The organism is Streptomyces sp. NPDC090077, assembly GCF_044747545.1.
Lineage (GTDB): Bacteria > Actinomycetota > Actinomycetes > Streptomycetales > Streptomycetaceae > Streptomyces.
Genome location: NZ_JBIVEG010000005.1, coordinates 338,394 through 358,904, shown reverse-complemented (window position 1 = coordinate 358,904; position 20,511 = coordinate 338,394). Strand labels below are relative to the sequence as shown.

16 protein-coding genes are annotated in these 20,511 nt (G+C 71.4%); 5 read left to right on the top strand and 11 right to left on the bottom strand.

Annotation, left to right across the window (positions count from 1 at the left end):
- Nucleotides 1–17 precede the first annotated feature (17 nt).
- From ACIPW5_RS12335 to ACIPW5_RS12325, 3 genes are read right to left on the bottom strand one after another with little or no spacing between them, the layout of a single operon-like run.
- Nucleotides 18–881, bottom strand: coding sequence for a metal ABC transporter permease (locus ACIPW5_RS12335; protein WP_401243796.1), 864 nt, complete (start codon nt 879–881; stop codon nt 18–20).
- Nucleotides 881–1,672, bottom strand: coding sequence for a metal ABC transporter ATP-binding protein (locus ACIPW5_RS12330; RefSeq protein WP_401243871.1), 792 nt, complete (start codon nt 1,670–1,672; stop codon nt 881–883). The genes ACIPW5_RS12335 and ACIPW5_RS12330 overlap by 1 nt, the downstream gene beginning before the upstream one ends.
- 26 nt (nt 1,673–1,698) lie before the next feature.
- The gene (locus ACIPW5_RS12325) at nt 1,699–2,679 is read right to left on the bottom strand and encodes a metal ABC transporter substrate-binding protein (RefSeq protein ID WP_401243794.1); all 981 of its coding nucleotides are present in this window, start codon (nt 2,677–2,679) and stop codon (nt 1,699–1,701) included.
- A gap of 154 nt (nt 2,680–2,833) precedes the next feature.
- Here ACIPW5_RS12325 and ACIPW5_RS12320 point away from each other — a divergent pair, with 154 nt between their 5' ends.
- Nucleotides 2,834–4,216, top strand: coding sequence for a glycine--tRNA ligase (locus ACIPW5_RS12320; RefSeq protein ID WP_401243792.1), 1,383 nt, complete (start codon nt 2,834–2,836; stop codon nt 4,214–4,216).
- A 79-nt stretch (nt 4,217–4,295) separates the two neighbouring features.
- On the opposite strand, the gene ACIPW5_RS12315 is transcribed toward ACIPW5_RS12320, so the two are convergent.
- The 4 genes from ACIPW5_RS12315 to ACIPW5_RS12300 all read right to left on the bottom strand — a co-directional run bounded on the left by ACIPW5_RS12315 (nt 4,296) and on the right by ACIPW5_RS12300 (nt 8,557).
- Entirely contained in the window at nt 4,296–5,018 is a 723-nt protein-coding gene (locus ACIPW5_RS12315) for a VC0807 family protein (protein ID WP_401243790.1), read from the bottom strand.
- 146 nt (nt 5,019–5,164) lie between these two features.
- On the bottom strand, nt 5,165–5,758 hold the full coding sequence (locus tag ACIPW5_RS12310) for a TetR family transcriptional regulator (RefSeq protein WP_401243788.1): 594 nt from the start codon (nt 5,756–5,758) through the stop codon (nt 5,165–5,167).
- Nucleotides 5,759–5,779: 21 nt separating this feature from the next.
- Complete coding sequence (locus ACIPW5_RS12305; protein ID WP_401243786.1) at nt 5,780–6,829, bottom strand: aldo/keto reductase; 1,050 nt, start codon at nt 6,827–6,829, stop codon at nt 5,780–5,782.
- 180 nt (nt 6,830–7,009) lie between these two features.
- Nucleotides 7,010–8,557 carry an MFS transporter gene (locus ACIPW5_RS12300; RefSeq protein WP_401243784.1) on the bottom strand — a complete coding sequence of 516 codons (1,548 nt, stop codon included), beginning with the start codon at nt 8,555–8,557 and terminating at the stop codon, nt 7,010–7,012.
- 52 nt (nt 8,558–8,609) lie between these two features.
- Between ACIPW5_RS12300 and dusB the strand changes: the two genes are divergently transcribed.
- The 3 genes from dusB (at nt 8,610) to ACIPW5_RS12285 (ending at nt 14,316) form a co-directional block, all read left to right on the top strand.
- Nucleotides 8,610–9,752: a tRNA dihydrouridine synthase DusB gene (dusB, locus tag ACIPW5_RS12295; protein ID WP_401243782.1), complete on the top strand. Its 1,143-nt coding sequence runs from the start codon at nt 8,610–8,612 to the stop codon at nt 9,750–9,752.
- Between the two features lie 366 nt (nt 9,753–10,118).
- Nucleotides 10,119–12,827: a pyruvate, phosphate dikinase gene (gene ppdK / locus ACIPW5_RS12290; RefSeq protein WP_401243780.1), complete on the top strand. Its 2,709-nt coding sequence runs from the start codon at nt 10,119–10,121 to the stop codon at nt 12,825–12,827.
- 460 nt (nt 12,828–13,287) lie between these two features.
- Nucleotides 13,288–14,316: an ArsR/SmtB family transcription factor gene (locus ACIPW5_RS12285; RefSeq protein ID WP_401243778.1), complete on the top strand. Its 1,029-nt coding sequence runs from the start codon at nt 13,288–13,290 to the stop codon at nt 14,314–14,316.
- Between the two features lie 81 nt (nt 14,317–14,397).
- Here ACIPW5_RS12285 and ACIPW5_RS12280 read toward each other — a convergent pair whose 3' ends face one another.
- Nucleotides 14,398–15,558, bottom strand: coding sequence for an alkaline phosphatase PhoX (locus ACIPW5_RS12280; protein ID WP_401243776.1), 1,161 nt, complete (start codon nt 15,556–15,558; stop codon nt 14,398–14,400).
- Between the two features lie 317 nt (nt 15,559–15,875).
- Between ACIPW5_RS12280 and ACIPW5_RS12275 the strand changes: the two genes are divergently transcribed.
- The gene (locus tag ACIPW5_RS12275; protein WP_401243774.1) at nt 15,876–16,280 is read left to right on the top strand and encodes a VOC family protein; all 405 of its coding nucleotides are present in this window, start codon (nt 15,876–15,878) and stop codon (nt 16,278–16,280) included.
- Between the two features lie 4 nt (nt 16,281–16,284).
- Here ACIPW5_RS12275 and nirD read toward each other — a convergent pair whose 3' ends face one another.
- The 3 genes from nirD to ACIPW5_RS12260 are packed head-to-tail and all read right to left on the bottom strand — an operon-like array spanning nt 16,285 to nt 20,389.
- On the bottom strand, nt 16,285–16,617 hold the full coding sequence (gene nirD / locus ACIPW5_RS12270; RefSeq protein WP_401243773.1) for a nitrite reductase small subunit NirD: 333 nt from the start codon (nt 16,615–16,617) through the stop codon (nt 16,285–16,287).
- Nucleotides 16,614–19,145 carry a nitrite reductase large subunit NirB gene (gene nirB / locus ACIPW5_RS12265; RefSeq protein WP_401243771.1) on the bottom strand — a complete coding sequence of 844 codons (2,532 nt, stop codon included), beginning with the start codon at nt 19,143–19,145 and terminating at the stop codon, nt 16,614–16,616. The genes nirD and nirB overlap by 4 nt, the downstream gene beginning before the upstream one ends.
- Entirely contained in the window at nt 19,145–20,389 is a 1,245-nt protein-coding gene (locus tag ACIPW5_RS12260; RefSeq protein ID WP_401243769.1) for an NAD(P)/FAD-dependent oxidoreductase, read from the bottom strand. The genes nirB and ACIPW5_RS12260 overlap by 1 nt, the downstream gene beginning before the upstream one ends.
- Nucleotides 20,390–20,511 lie beyond the last annotated feature (122 nt).

Genomic DNA, 20,511 nt, shown 5'->3' with positions numbered 1-20,511 from the left:
AGGCGGCGCCGAGGGCCCTAGACCTTCACGTCGTCTCGGACGCAGACCTCCTCGGCGGCCCGGGAGGCCCTGGCGCGGCGCCTGGCCATGGGCGTGGAGAGGGCGGTCGTGACGATGAAGACCGCGATCGCGAGCAGCACGATCGCGGCGCCGGACGGCGCGTTGATGTAGTACGTGGCCGCCGTGCCGGTCAGGGAGACGGCGAGGCTGATCGCGATGCCCAGGCCCAGGGTCGCCGCGAACCCGCGGGTGAGCCGCTGCGCGGCCGCCACCGGGATCACCATCATGGCGCTGACCAGCAGCAGGCCCACGATGCGCATCGCCACGGTGACCGTGACGGCGGCGGTGACGGCGAGCAGCAGGTTCAGCGCGCGCACGGGCAGGCCGGTGACGCGGGCGAACTCCTCGTCCTGGCAGACGGCGAAGAGCTGGCGGCGCATGCCGACGGTGACGCCGAGGACGAACGCGGCCAGGACGGCCATCGCGGTGAGGTCCTCGGGCGTGACGGTGGTGATCGAGCCGAACATGGCGCTGAGCAGGTTGGTCGTGGAACCGCCCCCGACGTTGATGATCATCACGCCGCCCGCCAGGCCGCCGTAGAAGAGCATCGACAGGGCCACGTCGCCGCTGGTCTTGCCGCGGGAGCGGATCAGTTCCATGCCGACCGCACCGGCGACGGCGACCAGGGTGGCCATCCACACGGGGCTGGTGTGGAGGACGAAGCCGAGGGCGACACCGGTCATGGCGATGTGGCCGAGGCCGTCGCCCATGACGGCCTGGCGGCGCTGGACGAGGTACGTGCCGATCGCGGGCGCGGTGATGCCGACCAGCGCGGCGGCGATCAGCGCGCGCTGCATGAAGGCGTAGTGCAGGAGGTCCATCAGCTCAGCAGTCCCGTCCGCAGGGGCTCGGCGTCGTGCGCCGCATGGGGGTGTACGTGGTCGTGGCCGGGCAGGGCGTGCTGGCCCACGGCCTCCGGGGGCGGGCCGTCATGGGTGACGCACCCGTCGCGCAGGACGACGGCCCGGTCGATCAGGGGCTCCAGGGGGCCCAGCTCGTGCAGGACGAGCAGGACGGTGGCGCCGGCGGCCACCTGCTGCCGTACGGCGTTCGCGAGGACCTCCTGGTTGCCCAGGTCCACGCCGGCCATCGGCTCGTCCATGATCAGCAGTTCGGGTTCGACGGCGAGGGCCCGGGCGATGAGCACGCGCTGGTGCTGCCCGCCGGAGAGGGCGTTGACCGAGGCGTCGGCATGGCCGTCCATGTCGACGAGGGCGAGGGCGGCCTCGACGGCGGCCCTGTCGGCCTTGCGCAGGACGCCGAAGCGGGTGCGGGCCAGGCGCCCGGAGGAGACGACCTCCCGCACGGTGGCGGGGACGCCGCTGGCGGCGGTGGTGCGCTGGGGGACGTACCCGATCCTCGACCACTGGCGGAAGCGCTTGAAGTCGGTGCCGAAGAGCGAGAGCTCCCCGCCGGTGAGCGGGACCTGGCCGACGACGGCGCGGACGGCGGTGGACTTGCCGGAGCCGTTGGCGCCGAGCAGGGCGACGACCTCACCGCGGCGGACGGTGAGGTCGATGCCGCGCAGCACGGGGCGCGATCCGAGCGTGGCCGTGGCCCCGCGCAGGGATATGACGGGCTGGTCCTCGGCCCCTCGTGGAGTGGACTGCATGGCGCGCGCCTCCGTTGCTGCTGTCATCACTTGGCTCCGAGTGCCTTCTGGAGGTTCTTCAGGTTGGACCGCATGACCTCGAAGTAGTCGGAGCCCTGCGACCTGTCGCCGATGCCCTCCAGGGGGTCGAGGACGTCGGTGGTCAGGCCCGTGTCGCGGGCGAGGCTCTTGGCGGTCTTGTCGCTGGCGAGGGTCTCGAAGAAGACGGTGGTGACATTGTCCTTCTTCGCGACGGCCTGGAGTTCCTTCATCCGGGCCGGGCTGGGCTCGGCCTCGGGGTCGACGCCGGAGATGCCCTCCTGGTCGAGGCCGTAGCGCTCGGCGAGGTAGCCGAAGGCGGAGTGGGTGGTGATGAAGGTCCTGGAGGCCGTGTTCTTCAGGCCGTCCTTGAACTCCGTGTCCAGTGCGCCGAGTTTGGCGACGAGTTCGTCGGTGTTCTTCTTGTAGTCCGCCGCGTGGCCGGGGTCGGCCTTCTCCAGGGCGGCGCCGAACCCCTTGGCGATCTCCGCGTACTTGGTGGGGTCCAGCCAGACGTGCGGGTCCTCGCCGGCCTCGCCGTGGGCGTGGTCGTGGTCGTGACCCGCCTCGCCCTCGGCGGCGTGGTCGTGGCCCTCGTGGCCCGCGCCTCCGTGGACCTCCAGCTTGGTCAGGGTGGCCGCGTCCACGACGTTCTTCACGCCGGACTGCTCGACGGCCTTGTCGACGGCGGGCTGGAGCGTCTTGAGGTAGAGGACCACGTCGGACTCGGAGAGCTGCCCGGTCTGCTTCGGGGTGATCTCCAGGTCGTGCGGTTCGACGCCCGGCTTGGTCAGGGTGTCGACCTTCACGTGGTCCCCGCCTATCTGCTCGGCGAGGAACTGCAGGGGGTAGAACGACGCCGTGACGTGCAGCTTTCCGTCCGCCGTGCCCGCCGCGCCGGCCGTGCCGGAGCAGGCGGTGAGGGCCGTGGCGCCCAGGGCGACGGCGGCGGCGAGGGCGGTCGTGGGTATGAGGCGTCGTACGTTCATGACATCCATTTTCATCAAAGATGGAAACCGTTGTCAAAAACCCTGGTGGGAGGGGTGGCGGGGGCCGTGGAAGGGCATACCCGATTTGAAAGGGGGGGTGCGGGCGCCGGTAACCTGAGGCATTCGCGTTCGTCCTCGTAATGAAGAGAGCACCGTGGCCGCCGACAAGATCGAAACCATCGTCAGCCTGAGCAAGCGCCGTGGCTTCGTTTACCCGTGCAGTGACATCTACGGCGGCTCCAGGGCTGCCTGGGACTACGGCCCGCTCGGTGTCGAGCTCAAGGAGAACATCAAGCGCCAGTGGTGGAAGGCCATGGTCACCGGGCGTGAGGACGTCGTCGGCCTCGACTCCTCCGTGATCCTGGCCCCCGAGGTGTGGGTCGCCTCGGGCCACGTCGCCACGTTCTCCGACCCGCTGACCGAGTGCACCTCCTGTCACAAGCGCCAGCGCGCCGACCACCTGGAAGAGGCGTACGAGGCCAAGCACGGCCGCCTCCCCGAGAACGGCCTGGCCGACATCAACTGCCCGCACTGTGGTGTGAAGGGCCAGTTCACCGAGCCGAAGCAGTTCTCCGGCATGCTGGAGACCCACCTCGGCCCGACCCAGGACACCGGCTCGAAGGCGTACCTGCGCCCGGAGACCGCCCAGGGCATCTTCACCAACTTCGCCATGGTGCAGACGTCTTCGCGCAAGAAGCCCCCGTTCGGCATCGCGCAGATGGGCAAGTCCTTCCGCAACGAGATCACGCCCGGCAACTTCATCTTCCGGACCCGCGAGTTCGAGCAGATGGAGATGGAGTTCTTCGTCAAGCCGGGCGAGGACGACCAGTGGCAGGAGTACTGGATGCAGGAGCGGTGGAACTGGTACCGCGGCCTGGGTCTCCGTGAGGAGAACATGCGCTGGTACGACCACCCGGCGGAGAAGCTGTCCCACTACTCGAAGCGCACCGCCGACATCGAGTACCGCTTCAACTTCGGCGGCAGCGAGTTCTCCGAGCTGGAGGGCGTGGCCAACCGCACGGACTACGACCTGAAGGCGCACTCCGCCGCCTCCGGCCAGGACCTGGTCTTCTACGACCAGGAGGCCCAGGAGAAGTACACCCCGTACGTCATCGAGCCGGCGGCCGGCGTCAACCGCGCCATGCTCGCCTTCATGCTCGACGCCTACGTCGAGGACGAGGCCCCCAACGCCAAGGGCGCCATGGAGAAGCGCACGGTCATGCGCTTCGACCCGCGCCTCGCGCCGGTCAAGGTCGCGGTCCTCCCGCTGTCGCGCAACGCGAACCTGTCGCCGAAGGCCAAGGGCCTCGCCGCCGACCTGCGCAAGAACTGGAACATCGAGTTCGACGACGCGGGCGCCATCGGCCGCCGCTACCGCCGTCAGGACGAGATCGGTACGCCGTTCTGCGTCACCGTCGACTTCGACACCCTCGACGACAACGCGGTGACCGTGCGCGAGCGCGACACCATGAAGCAGGAGCGCGTCTCCCTGGACCAGATCCAGAGCTACCTCGGCAGCCGTCTGCTCGGCTGCTAGTTCCCGCTCGACAGACCGGTGGCCCGGTGCGCGATCCGCGCACCGGGCCACCGGTCTTCGTGCGTCCTGGAGCAGGGCGTCAGCCCGTCGAGCCCTCCGCCGCCGCGGTGGCGGCTGCCGCGGCGGCCGCCGCGCGCTTCTCGCCCTCCGCCTTGGTGCGCTTGACGAAGCGGACCGTCCACAGGGCCAGGCCGCCGAGCGTTCCGTAGATCATGAACGGGCTGAGGGCCACCATGGTGGAGGTCTCCAGCACGTACGACAGGACGATCCGGACCGCCGCCTCGATGAGGTAGACCACGCCCCACACCAGGGTCATGCGGCGCTGGGCGTTGCGGAAGCCCTCGTACTGCCACAGGCCGTTGTAGTAGGCCAGGCCCGCCGGGGTGCCGTCCGTGCCGAACTTCCGGCCGAAGTAGAACATCAGCGGACGCGGCGCGAGCAGCGTGGCCAGGCACAGGAGCCCGAACAGCCCGGTCACGGCGGAGTCCTTGACCAGCAGGGCCCGGGCGGACTGGGCGCCGACGAGCGAGACGGCGGCCGTGATCACCAGGAACACCAGGGTGATGACGGCGAACTCGTCGAGCTTGCGCCGCCAGGCCACCATGATGACGCTGTCGAGCACCGGCCAAATGCCGCTGGCCAGCAGGGCCGAGGCCTCGCTCCAGCCGTGGTCCTCGGTGAGGATGTTGTAGGTGAGGATCGGCGCGACCACATTGAAGGCGATGGTCAGGAGCAGGCCGATCGCGGCGGCCCCGCCGGACCGTGCGGGTGGTGAGGGCTGTGCTGCTGCGGGTGTGGACAAGGGATCCCCCTGGACGTACCTGATGTGTGCGGTAAGGGGACCGTAAGGAACCGTTACTGACATGTACAAGCCGACACGGCCCAAAATGATCGCCAAGCCGTCCGGAAGGGATGATTCCGGTCAACGGGGCCCGCAGCGGGGCCCGTTCAGGGGCGCAGGCCCCTGATGAGCAGGGCCGTCACGGCCTCGAACTCCGTGAGGATGGTGGGGGAGAGCCAGTCCGCCACGTACTGCGGGTCGTGGAACCGGCCCGTGGCGTCGAAGACGGCGCGGGCGGCCGCCGGGACGTCGGGCGCGGCCAGGGTGCCGTCCGCGACCCCCTCGGCGATGATCCGCGTCAGCTGCTCGATCAGCTCGCCCAGGTGCGCGTCGACCACGCCGCTGTTCTCGCCGAGCAGCACCGTGTACGTCGCGAACAGCTCGGGGTCGTCGCCCGCCTTGTGCCGCTTGGCCTCGAAGAGCGCCTCCAGCCAGGCCTCCAGCTTGGAGGGCGCGGGCTCCCCGGGCGCCGAGGCGATCTTCTCCAGCATGACCACGCTCTTGGCGAGCCAGCGGTCCGTGACCGCCTCGCGCAGCGCCGCCTTCGAGGGGAAGTGCCGGTAGACGCTGCCGTGGCTCACCCCCAGGGCGCGCGCGACGTCCACGACGGTCGCCTTGGTGGGGCCGAAGCGGCGCAGCACCTCCTCGGTGGTTGCGAGGATGCGCTCGGGGGTCAGGGGCTCGGCGGCAGCGGAGGGCATGGGTACGACCGTACCGCCAGCTCAGTGCTCGCTGTCGAGGTGGGCCATCTGCGCCGCCGGGTAGCGCTCGCCGGCCGCCGACCCCGCGGGCACGGCCCGCTCGATGGCGTCGAGGTCGGCGGCGGTCAGCTCCACCCGCATGGCACCCAGTGCCTCGGTCAGGCGGTCCCGGCGCCGGGCGCCGACCAGCGGCACGATGTCCTCGCCGCGGGAGAGCACCCAGGCGATCGCGGTCTGCGCGACGGTGACCCCCTTTTCCTGGGCGACCTTGCGCAGGGCGTCGACCAGGTCGAGGTTGCGATGCAGGTTGTCGCCCTGGAAGCGGGGGCTCATGCCGCGGAAGTCGCCGGGGGCCAGGGTGCGCTCGCGGGTGAAGTGCCCGCTGATCAGGCCACGGGACAGCACGCCGTACGCCGTGACGCCGATGCCGAGCTCGCGGGCGGTCGGCAGGATCTCCTCCTCTATGCCGCGCGAGATCAGGGAGTACTCGATCTGGAGGTCCGAGATCGGGGCGACGGCGGCGGCCCGGCGCAGCGTGTCCGCGCCGACCTCGGAGAGGCCGATGTGCCGCACGTGCCCGGCCTGGACGGCCTCGGCGATGGCGCCGACCGTCTCCTCGATCGGGACGTCCGGGTCCACACGGGCGATCCGGTAGATGTCGACGTGGTCCCGGCCGAGCCGCTGGAGCGAGTAGGCCAGGAAGTTCTTCACGGCCTCGGGCCGGCCGTCGTAGCCGGTGAAGCCGCCCTCGACGGTGCGCAGCGCACCGAACTTGACGCTGGTCAGCGCCTGCTCGCGGGCCGCCGTCGGCGCCGTGCGCAGGGCCTCGTTGATCAGGAGTTCGTTGTGGCCCATGCCGTAGAAGTCGCCCGTGTCGAGCAGCGTGCTCGTCCCCTCCGGGGCTGCCTCCAGGTAGGCGTGGATGGTCGCGAGGGATTCGGCCCGGTCGGCCTCGCCGTAGAGCGCGGACATGCCCATGCAGCCCAGCCCCAGCGAGAAGACGGCGGGGCCGGTGGCGCCCAGCCGGCGGGTGGGAGCGGTGGCGGTCTTGGTGTTCTCGTTCGTCGTCATGGAACGAGAATGACATGACGGATGACAGATTTCAATATCTGTCATCCGTACGTGTGGCGGAGCGGCGCGGCAGAGGGGTGGGAGAGGGGTGGGAGAGGGGTGGGAGAAGGTGGGGAAACGCGCGTGCGGCCGGACCCGGGAAGGGGGCCGGCCGCACGGGGGCGCGCTCGTCGCGGGAGGTCAGCCCGCCGGGGCCGGGCCCGCCGCCGGGGGCAGCCCGCCGTCCATCCGCGGCCCGTGCCCCGGCCCGGAAGCCTGGCCCGGCGGGGGAGCGGAGACGGCGGGGACGGCGCCGGCGGAGGACGGTTCGAGGGACCGCGCCGTGCGCAGCGCGGTGGCGTGGGCCCACGGGCCGGTGGTGACCGCCCCGAGCACGAGGACCAGGAACGCCAAGCCGGTGATGATCCACCAGGCCGGCCGGGTCGCCGTCACGAAGTCCGCGCCGCCCGCCGTTCCGGCGGCCAGCACCGCACCGATCACGGCCACGCCCAGCGCCCCGCCGGTCTGCCGGCTGGTGGAGGCCACCGCGGCCGCCACCCCCGCCTGGGAGCGCGGCATCCCGGACACCGCCGTATTGGTGATGGGCGCGTTGACCAGGCCGAAGCCGATGCCGAAGAGCACGTACCCGGTGAACATCAGCGGCGTGGAGGTCTCCGCGGAGAACACCGCGAACAGCAGCCCGCTCGCCCCCATGGCCACCCCCGACACCAGCAGCGACGGCCGCGGCCCGTAGCTGGCGACCAGCCGCCCCGACACCGGCGCGCACAGGAAGGCGAACGCCGCCATCGGCAGCATGTGCAGCCCGGCGTCCAGGGCGTCCAGCCCCCGCACCTCCTGGAGGTAGAGGGTGGTCAGGAAGAGGAAGCCGGAGAGCGAGGCGAAGGTGCTCACCGCGATCACGGTCGCCCCGCTGAAGGGGGCACTGCGGAAGAACCGGGGGTCGATCAGCGGGTCCGTCCGCCGGGACTCGTAGTAGAGGAGCCCGGCCAGCGCGGCCGCCGCACCCAGCGCGCACCCGAGGATCGGCGGCGAGGTCCAGCCCTCGGCCGGCGCCTCGATGATCGCGTACGTCACCCCGCCCAGCAGCGCCATCACCAGCAGCTGGCCCACCGGGTCCGGCCGGCGCGGACGCTCGGACCGGGACTCCGGGACGTGCCGCAGGGTCAGCACCAGGGCCAGCAGTCCCACGGGCAGGTTGACCCAGAAGATGGACCGCCAGCCCACCGAGTCCACCAGCAGTCCGCCGACCAGCGGACCCGCGGCCATCGAGATGCCGACCACCGCGCCCCACACGCCGATGGCGCGGGCGCGTTCCTTCGGATCGGTGAAGGTGTTGGTGATGATCGACATGGCGACGGGGTTGAGCATCGCCCCGCCGACGGCCTGGAGCATCCGGAAGACGATCAGCCATTCGAGGCTCGGCGCCAGCGAGCACAGCACCGAGCCCGCCGTGAAGAGGACCAGCCCCCAGGCGAACACCCTGCGGCGGCCGATCCGGTCCGCCGTGGACCCGGCCAGTATCAGCAGCGAGGCGATGACCAGGGTGTAGGCGTCGATGGTCCACTGCATCCCCGAGACCGAGGCGTGGAACTCGCGGCGCATCGCGGGCAGGGCCACGTTCAGCACGGTGTTGTCCAGGCTGACGATCAGCAGGCTCATGCAGCAGATGGCCAGCACCAGCAGGCGACGCCTGCGGCTCATGTGATCCACGACACTCGTGTGATGCATACCGCCGATAGTACGGCTAACTAACGAACGGCGCGTGGGCGAGAATGGAGGGATGACCACGCTCCCCCCGCCCCTCGCGATCGGCCCGCACACCGTGCAGCCCCCCGTGGTGCTGGCACCCATGGCCGGCATCACCAACGCCCCGTTCCGTACCCTCTGCCGCGAGTTCTCGGGCGGCAAGGGGCTGTTCGTGAGCGAGATGATCACCACGCGCGCCCTGGTCGAGCGCAACGACAAGACCATGCAGCTGATCCACTTCGACGCGACGGAGAAGCCGCGCTCGATTCAGCTGTACGGGGTGGACCCCGTCACCGTCGGCAAGGCCGTCCGCATGATCGTCGAAGAGGACCGCGCCGACCACATCGACCTCAACTTCGGCTGCCCGGTGCCCAAGGTCACCCGCAAGGGCGGCGGCTCGGCCCTCCCCTACAAGCGCAACCTGCTGCGCGCGATCCTGCGCGAGGCCGTCGCGGGCGCCGGCGACCTGCCGGTGACGATGAAGATGCGCAAGGGCATCGACGACGACCACCTCACCTACCTCGACGCCGGACGGATCGCGGTCGAGGAGGGGGTCACCGCCATCGCCCTGCACGGCCGCACCACCGCCCAGCACTACGGCGGCACCGCCGACTGGGAGGCCATCGCCCGGCTCAAGGAACACGTCCCGGAGATCCCGGTGCTCGGCAACGGCGACATCTGGTGCGCCGAGGACGCGCTGCGCATGGTCCGCGAGACCGGCTGCGACGGCGTGGTGGTCGGGCGCGGCTGCCTGGGGCGGCCGTGGCTGTTCAACGACCTCGTCGCCGCCTTCGAGGGCCGTCCCGAGGACTTCCACAAGCCGAACCTGCGGGAGGTCGCGGGCACGATGCTGCGGCACGCGCAGCTGCTGGGGGAGTGGATCGGCGACGAGGCGCGCGGTGTGATCGATTTCCGTAAGCACGTGGCCTGGTACCTCAAGGGCTTCGCCGTCGGTTCCGAGATGCGGGGCAAGCTCGCCGTCACCTCCTCCCTGGCCGAGCTGGACGCTCATCTGAGCGAGCTCGACCTGGACCAGCCCTGGCCCGACGGTGCGGACGGCCCGCGGGGCAGGACGTCCGGAAACAACCGAGTTGTCCTGCCGGAGGGCTGGCTGAAGGATCCCTACGACTGCGCCGGTGTGAGCGAGGACGCCGAGCTGGACACGTCCGGAGGCTGAGAAATCGCCCTCCGTGCCGCGTGATATACGCCACGCATGGGAGAGGTTTCGCTCAGATGAGCGCGTAAGTCACGGGTAAGACTTTCAAAGGGTGGCACTGGGTGCCACCCTTTGTGCGTTCAAGAGTTGAACGCAAATGTATCGATGATCGCTCATCCGAGCGCGATCAAGCCTCAGGAGGCTCTTCACGCTTCGGCTTCTGAAGGCTATTCGTACGTTCGCATTACCGACCGGTTACTTTCGATCCACTGGCGCACGGGTGGTTACGCCCTCATGACGGCCAAGTGGACGTACCGAGAAGCCTTCGATCTGGGTATGTTCCTGGCCGTCAGGGCAGCCACCCGAGTCCTCGAGGAGTCGAGACCCGTGTCGGAAAACAAAGATCAGAAGTTCGTCTACGACTTCACCGAGGGCAACCGGGACCTCAAGGACCTTCTCGGCGGCAAGGGGGCCAACCTCGCCGAGATGACCAACCTTGGTCTTCCCGTCCCTCCCGGCTTCACCATCACCACCGAGGCCTGCAAGGTCTACCTCGACAGCGGTTCGGCCCCGGCCGAGCTCCGCGACGAGGTCAGCGCGCACCTCGCCGCCCTCGAGGCGAAGATGGGCAAGAAGCTGGGCCAGTCGGACGACCCGCTGCTGGTCTCCGTCCGCTCCGGAGCCAAGTTCTCCATGCCGGGCATGATGGACACGGTCCTGAACATCGGCCTCTCCGACGAGTCCGTCGTCGGCCTCGCCGCCCAGGCCGACAACGAGCGCTTCGCGTGGGACTCGTACCGCCGCCTGATCCAGATGTTCGGCAAGACCGTCCTCGGTGTCGAGGGCGAGCTCTTCGAGGACGCCCTCGACGAGGCCAAGGCCGCCAAGAAGGTCACCGTCGACACCGACCTCGACGCCGCCGACCTCAAGAAGCTGGTCAAGGTCTTCAAGAAGATCGTCGCGAAGGAGGCCGGCCGGGACTTCCCGCAGGACGCCCGCGAGCAGCTCGACCTCGCGGTCGAGGCCGTCTTCAACTCCTGGAACACCGACCGCGCCAAGCTCTACCGCCGCCAGGAGCGCATCCCGAGCGACCTGGGCACCGCGGTCAACGTCTGCTCCATGGTCTTCGGCAACCTCGGCCCCGACTCGGGCACCGGCGTCGCCTTCACCCGCGACCCCGCCAGCGGCCACGCCGGCGTCTACGGCGACTACCTGCAGAACGCCCAGGGCGAGGACGTCGTCGCGGGCATCCGCAACACGGTCCCGCTCGCGGACCTGGAGGCCATCGACAAGGCCTCGTACGACCAGCTCATGACGATCATGACGACGCTGGAGACCCACTACAAGGATCTCTGCGACATCGAGTTCACCATCGAGCGCGGCCAGCTGTGGATGCTCCAGACCCGCGTCGGCAAGCGCACCGCCGGTGCCGCCTTCCGCATCGCCACCCAGCTCGTCGACCAGGGCCTGATCTCCGAGGCCGAGGCGCTCCAGCGCGTCACGGGCCACCAGCTCGCGCAGCTGATGTTCCCCCGCTTCGACGAGGACGCCAGGACGACCCTGCTCGGCCGCGGCATCGCCGCCTCCCCGGGCGCGGCGGTCGGCAAGGCCGTCTTCGACTCGTACACGGCCGTCAAGTGGTCCCGCTCCGGCGAGAAGGTCATCCTGATCCGCCGCGAGACCAACCCCGACGACCTCGACGGCATGATCGCCTCCGAGGGCATCCTGACCTCGCGCGGCGGCAAGACCTCGCACGCCGCCGTCGTCGCCCGCGGCATGGGCAAGACCTGCGTCTGCGGCGCCGAGGAGCTCGACGTCGACACCAAGCGCCGCCGCATGACGGTGGGCGACACGGTCATCGAAGAGGGAGACGTCGTCTCCATCGACGGCTCCACCGGCAAGGTGTACCTCGGTGAGGTACCCGTCGTACCGTCCCCGGTCGTCGAGTACTTCGAGGGCCGCATGCACGCCGGCGCCGACGACGCCGACGAGCTCGTCGCGGCCGTCCACCGGATCATGGCGTACGCGGACCGCGTCCGCCGCCTGCGGGTCCGCGCCAACGCCGACAACGCCGAGGACGCGCTGCGCGCCCGCCGCTTCGGAGCCCAGGGCATCGGCCTGTGCCGCACCGAGCACATGTTCCTCGGCGAGCGCCGCGAGATGGTCGAGCGCCTGATCCTCGCGGACACCGACGGCGAGCGCGAGGCGGCACTCAGTGCCCTCCTGCCGCTGCAGAAGAAGGACTTCGTCGAGCTGTTCGAGGCGATGGACGGGCTGCCCGTCACCGTCCGCCTGCTCGACCCGCCGCTGCACGAGTTCCTGCCCGACATCACCGAGCTGTCGGTGCGCGTCGCCCTCGCCGAGTCCCGCAAGGACGCCAACGAGAACGACCTGCGCCTGCTCCAGGCCGTGCACAAGCTGCACGAGCAGAACCCGATGCTGGGTCTGCGCGGAGTCCGCCTCGGCCTGGTCATCCCCGGCCTGTTCGCCATGCAGGTCCGGGCGATCGCCGAGGCGGCCGCCGAGCGCAAGAACGCCAAGGGCGACCCGCGCGCCGAGATCATGGTCCCGCTGGTCGGCACCGTCCAGGAGCTGGAGATCGTCCGCGAGGAGGCCGACGCGATCATCGCCGAGGTCGAGGCCGCCACCGGCACCAGCCTCAAGCTCTCCGTCGGCACGATGATCGAGCTGCCGCGCGCCGCGCTGACCGCCGCCCAGATCGCCGAGGCCGCGCAGTTCTTCTCCTTCGGCACGAACGACCTGACCCAGACGGTGTGGGGCTTCTCCCGCGACGACGTCGAGGCCAGCTTCTTCACGGCCTACCTGGAGAAGGGCATCTTCGGGGTCTCGCCCTTCGAGACCATCGACCGGGACGGCGTCGGCTCGCTGGTCCGCCACGCGGTCGAGCAGGGCCGGGCCACCCGCCCCGACCTCAAGCTCGGCGTCTGCGGCGAGCACGGCGGCGACCCGGAGTCGGTGCACTTCTTCCACGAGGTCGGCCTCGACTACGTCTCCTGCTCGCCGTTCCGGATCCCGGTGGCGCGCCTGGAGGCCGGCCGCGCGGCCGCCGACGCCAAGGGCTCCGACAGCCGCTGAGCCCTCCTCGGGGCCCTCCGGGGGCCCCGCACGGCCCGTACGGGCCCCCAGGGCTCCGTGAGCCCCCCTGACTGCGCCCTCCCCCGGTTCCCTGACTGCCGGGGGAGGGCGCAACCCATTTCGGCGGCCGTCCGCGGGACGTCCCATGTCGCGAAATTTTCAACAATGTCATTACAGCGCCAGGCGGTGGACGGATCCCCACCCGTCCACCGCCTGCCGCCTATCTGCCAGGCACGTCGGCGCTTCCCGGTGCGACCGACCGCCAGGCCCCGCAAAGCCCCCCACGGCCTTCACGGAGCGTTTCGGTCGCACCGGAGTGTGCCTGGCGGAGTACAGGATTTCGCTTGTCACGCCCCTGCCGAAAGGGGTTTCAACTGTGGCCGAAAGGGCGTGGTGACCACGTGTGACGGCATGCATACTCATGGGGCGGGGGGATTGCGGTTGCACAGGTGGGGGTTCGGTGCTTCGTATCCATTTCACTGGAGTGGACCTGGCACGCGTACGGATGGCAGGGCGTCCCGATGCGTTGTGGGAAACGATTCTTAGTTTTCATCGCTTAAGAGACCGGCGTGACGCCCGGTTCTTCGGCGAATGGCGCACGGAAACCCGGAGCAGGTTGAATGGTGAAACAAGGCTGCTGGGTGCGCTCATACCGGCTCGCGGCTATTTCCCCGATTTCCTGACCCCGGCCGAGGGCCAGTACGGGTGGGACCTCGGGCTCGACGCGCTGCGCGGGCTGCGCCCCGAGCGGCTGCGCCGGGAGCTGTCCCTCGTGGGCTCCGGCGCCGGTACGGGCTTCGGCGCGGCCTTCGGGACCCCGCCGCCGACCCGGCTGCGGGAGTTCATGGACGGCGGCACCAAGCACCTGCCCCGGCTGCTGGGCGAGCTGCGCGCGTACCACCGGGCGGCCGTGGAGCCGTACTGGAGCCACATCCAGGCCCAGATCGAGGCCGAGCGGGCGGCCCGCGGCCGCGCGCTCCTCGACGGGGGCGCGGACGAGCTGCTCGCTTCGCTGCCGCCGATGCTGCGCTGGCGGGCCCCGGTGCTGGAGTGCGAGTACCCGGTGGACCGGGACGTACGGCTGCGCGGGCGCGGGCTGCTGCTGCAGCCGTCGTTCTTCTGCCGCCGGACGGCCGTGACCCTGCACGACCCGGAGCTGCCGCCCGTGCTGGTCTACCCGGCCGCCGCCCAGCTGGCCTCCGCGGCGGCGGGCGGGGAGGCCGCGCGGCCGGCCGAGGAGCAGCGCCAGCGCACCCTGGGCAAGCTGGTGGGCCACACCCGCTCGGTGGTGCTGCGGGCCATCGGCGACGGGGCCACCACCAGCGAGCTGGCCCGCCGGGCCGGGGTCTCCCTCGCCTCCGCGAGCCAGCACGCCTGCGTGATGCGCGAGGCGGGCCTCGTGACGACCCTGCGGCACGGCAACGCGGTCCTGCACACGGTGACCCCGCTGGGCGCGGCCCTGCTCAAGGGTGGCGCGGTGGTCTCCTGAAGGATCGGTTCGCCCGGGCGCGCCGCGGCCCGGCGGGGAGGACGGCTCCTCCCCGCCGGGCCGGGCGTCCGGGCGCGGGCGTCAGACGCGGAACGGGCCGGTCACCTCGTAGGTGATGCCGCCGGTCGAGGAGCCGCTCGTACCGCGCTGGCTGCTGAAGTACAGCCGGCTGCCGTTGGGGGAGAAGGCCGGGCCGGTGATCTCCGAGGAGGACTGGCCGGTGATCCGCAGGAAGGGCGCGACCACGTCGTCCGGGGTGATCACGCAGATCTCCATGTTGCCGCCGTCCTCGGCGACGTACAGGTCCCCGTACGTCGACCCGGTGACGTTGTCGACGCCGGTCAGCGGCGCCGCGCCGCCGGGCACCAGGGAGTCGTCGTAGGCCAGCTCGTAGGTGCTGCTCGCCAGGTTGAGCTGCCAGACCCGGTTGTCGCCCTTGGTGGTGAACCACACGGTGTCGTTCGCGTAGTGGCAGCCCTCGCCGCCGTTGAACTTCTTGGCGCCGGAGACCTGCGAGCGGGTCGCGGTCGGCGAGCCGTCCGGGTCGGGCACGTTCTGCCAGCTGAACGAGCCGGAGGTGCCGCTCCCGGCCACCATGACCTGGAGGGTGCCGGAGGAGAGGTTGCCCCAGGTGGTGGGCAGGAACCGGTAGAAGCAGCCGTTCGTCTCGTCCTCGGTCAGGTAGACGGCCTGGCGCACCGGGTCGGCCGCCGCCGCCTCGTGCTTGAAGCGGCCCATCGCGGGGCGCTGCACGGCCGCGTTGACCCCGTACGGGTCGGTCTCGTAGACGTAGCCGAGGCTGACCTCCTCGCAGGACAGCCAGGTGTTCCACGGGGTCTTGCCGCCCGCGCAGTTCTGCCGGGTGTTCGACAGGATGCGGTACGCCCCGGTGACCGTGCCCGAGGAGTTGAACTTCACCGCGCTCGCGCCGCCGCTCGGGTTGATCTCCGAGTTCGACACGTAGATCCAGCCGCTGCCGTCCGCGAAACACGCACCGCCGTCGGGGGCGCTGTGCCAGGTGTACGAGGTGCCGCTCACCGTCTGCGAGGAGCGGGCTATGACCCGGCTGCTGAACCCGGACGGGAGCATGATCCCGTTGGCGTCCGCCGCGCCGAGGGCCCCGTAGGGACCGGCGCCCGGCTGGGCGGGGGCGGCGTACGCGGCCCCGTGGCTGAGGGTTCCGGCGAAGGCGGCGGCGGAGGTGCCGATCACGGCACCGCGCAGGAAGGTACGACGTTCCACGGTCTCGCTCCTGTGGGAGGAGGGCCCGCGCGCCCGGTCGGGCGCGGGGTCGCATGCGTCGAGGAACCTAGGGGCGCAGCATGGACGGGGCGCCAACTCCGCATGACGCGGGGGCGACCGGCGCGCGTGCGGGCCGCCGCAGCCCGCCGGGCCGCCGGACGGCTTCGTTCCGATGGCTCTGACCTGCGGAAACGAAGTCATCGAAAAAACTTCGGCGGACAGCGATGAGTTCTGCCGGTGACCCGGGTCTACCCCTTCGACAACGCACCGCGTACCGCGCACCACGCACCGGGCCGCACCAGAGAAGAGGAACCGCAATGACCCAGATGATCTTCGTCAACCTGCCGGTGAAGGACCTGGACGCCGCGAAGGCCTTCTGGGAGAAGCTCGGCTACTCCTTCAACCCGCAGTTCACCGACGGCACCGCCGCCTGCATGGTCGTCAGCGACAGCATCTTCGCGATGCTGCTGACCGAGGCGAAGTTCAAGGAGTTCGCCACCAAGCCGGTGGCCGACGCCTCGAAGACCACCGAGGTCATGGTCGCGCTCAGCGCCGACAGCCGGGAGAAGGTCGACGAGGTCGTCGACGCCGCCCTCGCGGCCGGCGCCGTCGAGCCCCGCCCCGTCATGGACCTCGGCTTCATGTACGGACGGGCCTTCGAGGACCTGGACCACCACGTGTGGGAGTTCGTCTGGATGGACCCGGCCGCGGTCCAGGGCTGATGTCCTACGGGGCGGGGGCGGTCCGCACCGGGTACGTCCGGACCGCCACCTCCTCGTCGTCCAGGCAGCGGCCCGACTCCAGGTCGAAGCGCTGCTTCAGCAGCGGGGAGGCCACGAAGGGCCGACCCGCCGCCCGCCCCACCAGCCCGCGCGACAGGACCTGCGCGCCGGTGAAGGGGTCCTGGTTGCCGATCGCGTACGGGCGCCCGGTGCGGTCCAGGAAGACCGCGGCCTGGCTCCCGTCGGGCAGCAGGGCCGCGACCCCGCGTCCGGGGGTGAGCACCGACAGCGGGCACACCGTGAGCCAGCCTTCGGCCACCTTCAGTTCCACGGTCATCGGGCCGGTCCTCCAACGGTCAGGACGGCCAGGTCGGGCTTGACCTGGTCGCGCTCGGGAACGAACTTCACGGTCGGGTCGGGCGTGCCGGGCGCGTTGACGAAGGACACGAACCGGCGCAGCCGCTCCGGGTCCGACAGGGTCTCGGCCCACTCGTCGCGGTAGTGCGCCACGTGCTCGGCCATCAGGGCCTCCAGCTCGTCGCACAGCCCCAGCGAGTCGTGCACCACCACGTCCCGCAGGTGGTCCAGGCCGCCCTCCAGCCGGTCCAGCCAGGTGGAGGTCCGCTCCAGCCGGTCCGCGGTGCGGATGTAGAACATCAGGAACCGGTCGACGAGCCGCACCAGTTCGGCGTCCGACAGGTCCTGCGCCAGCAGGTCCGCGTGGCGCGGGACCGCCCCGCCGTTCCCGCCGACGTACAGGTTCCAGCCACTCGCGGTGGCGATCACCCCGAAGTCCTTGCTCTGTGCCTCCGCGCACTCGCGGGCGCAGCCCGAGACCGCCGACTTCAGCTTGTGCGGGGCGCGCAGGCCCCGGTAGCGCAGCTCCAGGTCGATGGCCATCCGCACGCTGTCCTGCACCCCGTAGCGGCACCAGGTCTGCCCCACGCAGGACTTCACCGTCCGCAGGGCCTTCCCGTACGCGTGCCCGGACTCGAAGCCGGCGTCGACCAGGCGCGCCCAGATCCGCGGGAGCTGGTCCACGCTCGCGCCGAACAGGTCGATGCGCTGGCCGCCCGTGATCTTCGTGTAGAGGCCGAAGTCGCGGGCCACCTCCCCGATCACGATCAGCTTGTCGGGGGTGATCTCACCACCGGGGATGCGCGGGACGACCGAGTACGAGCCGTTGCGCTGGAGGTTGGCGAGGAAGTGGTCGTTGGTGTCCTGGAGGGCGGCCTGCTCCCCGTCCAGTACGTAGCCGCTGGCGCCCAGGGCCGGGGCCAGGGAGGCGATGATCGACCCGACGGCGGGCTTGCAGACCTCGCAGCCGTCGCCGCCGCGCGCCGCCTCGCGGCCGTGGCCGTCCAGCAGCTCCCGGTACGAGGTCAGGCGCCGGGTGCGGACGATCTCGTACAGCTCGGCCCGGGTGTGCGGGAAGCAGCCGCACAGCCCCGGGTCGGCGGCCGCCGGCAGCAGCTGCCCGATCACCTTCAGGCAGCTCCCGCAGCCGGTGCCGGCCTTGGTGCACTTCTTGACCTCGGGGAGGGTGGCGCAGGCGGAGATGGCCCCCTTGGTGACGTTGTGGCAGGAGCAGATCACCGCCGTGTCCGGCAGCGCGGACGGGCCGAGGGCGACGGGCGCGCCGGCCCCGGCGGGCAGCACCAGCTGTTCGGGGGCGACCGGCGGGACGCTGCCGGTCAGCGGGCGCAGCAGCCCGTACGAGTCGGCGTCGCCGACGAGCACGCCGCCGAGCAGCACCCCGTCGGCGGAGACGACGAGCTTCTTGTAGACGCCGGAGCGGGAGTCGGACCAGACCACGTCCAGGCTGCCCTCGGCCGTGCCGTGCGCGTCGCCGAAGGAGGCCACGTCCACGCCGAGCAGCTTGAGCTTGGTGGACAGGTCGGCGCCGGTGAACTCCTTCTCCCGGCCGAGGAGGTCCTCGGCGGCGGTCTCGGCCATCTCGTAGCCCGGCGCGACCAGCCCGTAGACGCGGCCGTCGACGGCTTGCGCGCACTCGCCGATGGCGTAGACGTGCGGGTCGGAGGTGCGGCAGCGGGCGTCGACGCTGATGCCGCCGCGCTCGCCGACGGCCAGGCCGGCCGCGCGGGCCAGCTGGTCGTGGGGGCGCACCCCGGCGGAGAAGACCACCAGCTCCGTCTCGACGGCGGAGCCGTCCGAGAGGCGCATCCCGCACACCGAGCCGTCCTCGCCGGTCAGCACCTCCTGCGTGCCGACGCCGGTGTGCACGGCCAGCCCCATGGACTCGATGGTGCGCAGCAGGGCCGCGCCGCCGCCCTCGTCCACCTGGACGGGCATCAGGCGCGGGGCGAACTCCACGATGCGGGTGGCGAGCCCGAGTCCCTGGAGGGCGCCGGCGGCCTCCAGCCCGAGCAGGCCGCCGCCGACGACGGCCCCGCTGGACCGGCCCTTCGCGTACTCCTCGATCGCGAGGAGGTCCTCGACGGTGCGGTACACGAAGCAGCCCGGGGCGTCCTTGCCGGGGACGGGCGGCACGAACGGGTGGCTGCCGGTCGCCAGCACGAGCACGTCGTACGGGACCACCCGCCCGGAGCGGGAGGTGACGGTGCGGGCGGCGGTGTCGACGTGCTCGGCGGGGTCGTCGAGGTGCAGCTCGATCCCGTGCTCGGCCATGAAGCCGGCCGGGGTCAGGGAGAGGTCCTCGGGGGTCCTCCCGGAGAAGTACGAGGTGAGGTGGACCCGGTCGTAGGCGGGCCGGGGCTCCTCGCAGAACACCGTGATCCGGTGCGTGGCGGTGGCCCCGCGCTCGGCGAGGGCCTCCAGGTAGCGCTGGCCGACCATGCCGTGTCCGATGAGCACGATCGCGGGCAGGGGCTCGGGCACGGTCATCAGTGGCCTCCGTCGTCGGTGAGCAGGTGGAACGGGTCGTGCGGGGCGGTCAGGAACTCGTCGCCCTCCCAGGTGCGGGCGAGGGCCCCCACCGTGGAGAGCTCCCCGAGCAGCACTCCGCCGACGAGCCGGTCGCCGCGCAGGACGACCTTGCGGTAGGTGCGGCGGGTGGCGTCCGCGAGGCGGAGCACGTCGTCGCCGGGGAGCGGGACGGGGTCGCCGAACGCGGCGAGGTCGAAGGGGCCGGGGCCGCCGGCCGTGGGGAGGGTGAGGCGGGTGAGGGCGCGGGTGCCGGTGTACTCGGCGCCGTCCTCGCCGCGCAGCACCGCTGCGAGGGCGTCGGCCTGCTCCAGGGCGGGTCCCGCCAGCCCGTACACCCGGCCGTCGTGTTCGGCGCAGTCGCCGACGGCGTGGACGCGCGGGTCGCTCGTACGCAGCATGCCGTCGACCACGACGCCCTTGCGGACCTCCAGCCCGGCCGCCCGGGCGAGCCCGGTCCGGGGCCGGACCCCGCAGGCGAGGACGACGGCGTCGGCGTCGAGCCGGTAGCCGTCGGCGAGCTCGACCCCGGTGACCCGGCGGGGGTCACGGCCGGGGGACCCGGCCGTGGTCAGGCCCCTGACCCGGCACTCGGTGTGGACCTCCACCCCGAGCTCCGCGAGGTGGTCCCGCAGCAGCGCGGAGGCGTCGGCGTCCAGCTGGCGCTCCATCAGGCGCTCCGCCTGCTGGGCGAGGACCACCTGCGCACCCCGGGCGGCCAGCGCGCGGGCCGCCGAGACGCCGAGCAGCCCGCCGCCGATCACCACCGCCCGCACGCCCGGGCGCACGGCCGCGGCGAGGGCCAGGCAGTCGTCCATGGTACGGAACGCGTGCACCCCCTCGGGGAGTTCCCGCCCGTCCGGGGCGAACAGCCCGCGCAGCGGCGGCAGCACCGGGTTCGAGCCGGTGGCGAGGACCAGGGTGTCGTACCGCTCCACCGAGCCGTCGTCGCCGTGCACGGCCCGGTCCGCGCGGTCGATCCGCACCGCCCGGACGCCCCGGCGCAGCGCCGGGCCGGGGGCCGGGAGCGCGGTGACCTCGGGTGCGTACCGGCCCGCCAGCACCTCGGCCAGCAGGACCCGGTTGTAGGGGGCGTGGGTCTCCTCCCCGAGTACGGTCACCGCCGCGCCGGGGCCGAGCCGCGCGGCGAGCCGCAGGCCCGCCAGGCCGCCGCCGATCACCACCACACGCTGTTCCGAGGTCATGGCACGAGCGTGCGTGCGGGCTGTTTCCCCGCCGCATCGCCCCTGTTACCCGGACGGAACACCGACCTCAGCGCCCGTGCCGGGGGTTCGTGAGGCCGCCGAACCTCAACCTTTGCGCAAGT

Bases quoted from the DNA above. Each gene is read 5' to 3' on its own strand.
- ACIPW5_RS12335 (WP_401243796.1), bottom strand. From the start codon at position 881: ATGGACCTCCTGCACTACGCCTTCATGCAGCGCGCGCTGATCGCCGCC.
- ACIPW5_RS12330 (WP_401243871.1), bottom strand. From the start codon at position 1,672: ATGCAGTCCACTCCACGAGGGGCCGAGGACCAGCCCGTCATATCCCTG.
- ACIPW5_RS12325 (WP_401243794.1), bottom strand. From the start codon at position 2,679: ATGAACGTACGACGCCTCATACCCACGACCGCCCTCGCCGCCGCCGTC.
- ACIPW5_RS12310 (WP_401243788.1), bottom strand. From the start codon at position 5,758: ATGCCCTCCGCTGCCGCCGAGCCCCTGACCCCCGAGCGCATCCTCGCA.
- ACIPW5_RS12305 (WP_401243786.1), bottom strand. From the start codon at position 6,829: ATGACGACGAACGAGAACACCAAGACCGCCACCGCTCCCACCCGCCGG.
- ACIPW5_RS12300 (WP_401243784.1), bottom strand. From the start codon at position 8,557: ATGCATCACACGAGTGTCGTGGATCACATGAGCCGCAGGCGTCGCCTG.
- dusB (WP_401243782.1), top strand. From the start codon at position 8,610: ATGACCACGCTCCCCCCGCCCCTCGCGATCGGCCCGCACACCGTGCAG.
- ACIPW5_RS12275 (WP_401243774.1), top strand. From the start codon at position 15,876: ATGACCCAGATGATCTTCGTCAACCTGCCGGTGAAGGACCTGGACGCC.
- nirD (WP_401243773.1), bottom strand. From the start codon at position 16,617: ATGACCGTGGAACTGAAGGTGGCCGAAGGCTGGCTCACGGTGTGCCCG.
- nirB (WP_401243771.1), bottom strand. From the start codon at position 19,145: ATGACCGTGCCCGAGCCCCTGCCCGCGATCGTGCTCATCGGACACGGC.
- ACIPW5_RS12260 (WP_401243769.1), bottom strand. From the start codon at position 20,389: ATGACCTCGGAACAGCGTGTGGTGGTGATCGGCGGCGGCCTGGCGGGC.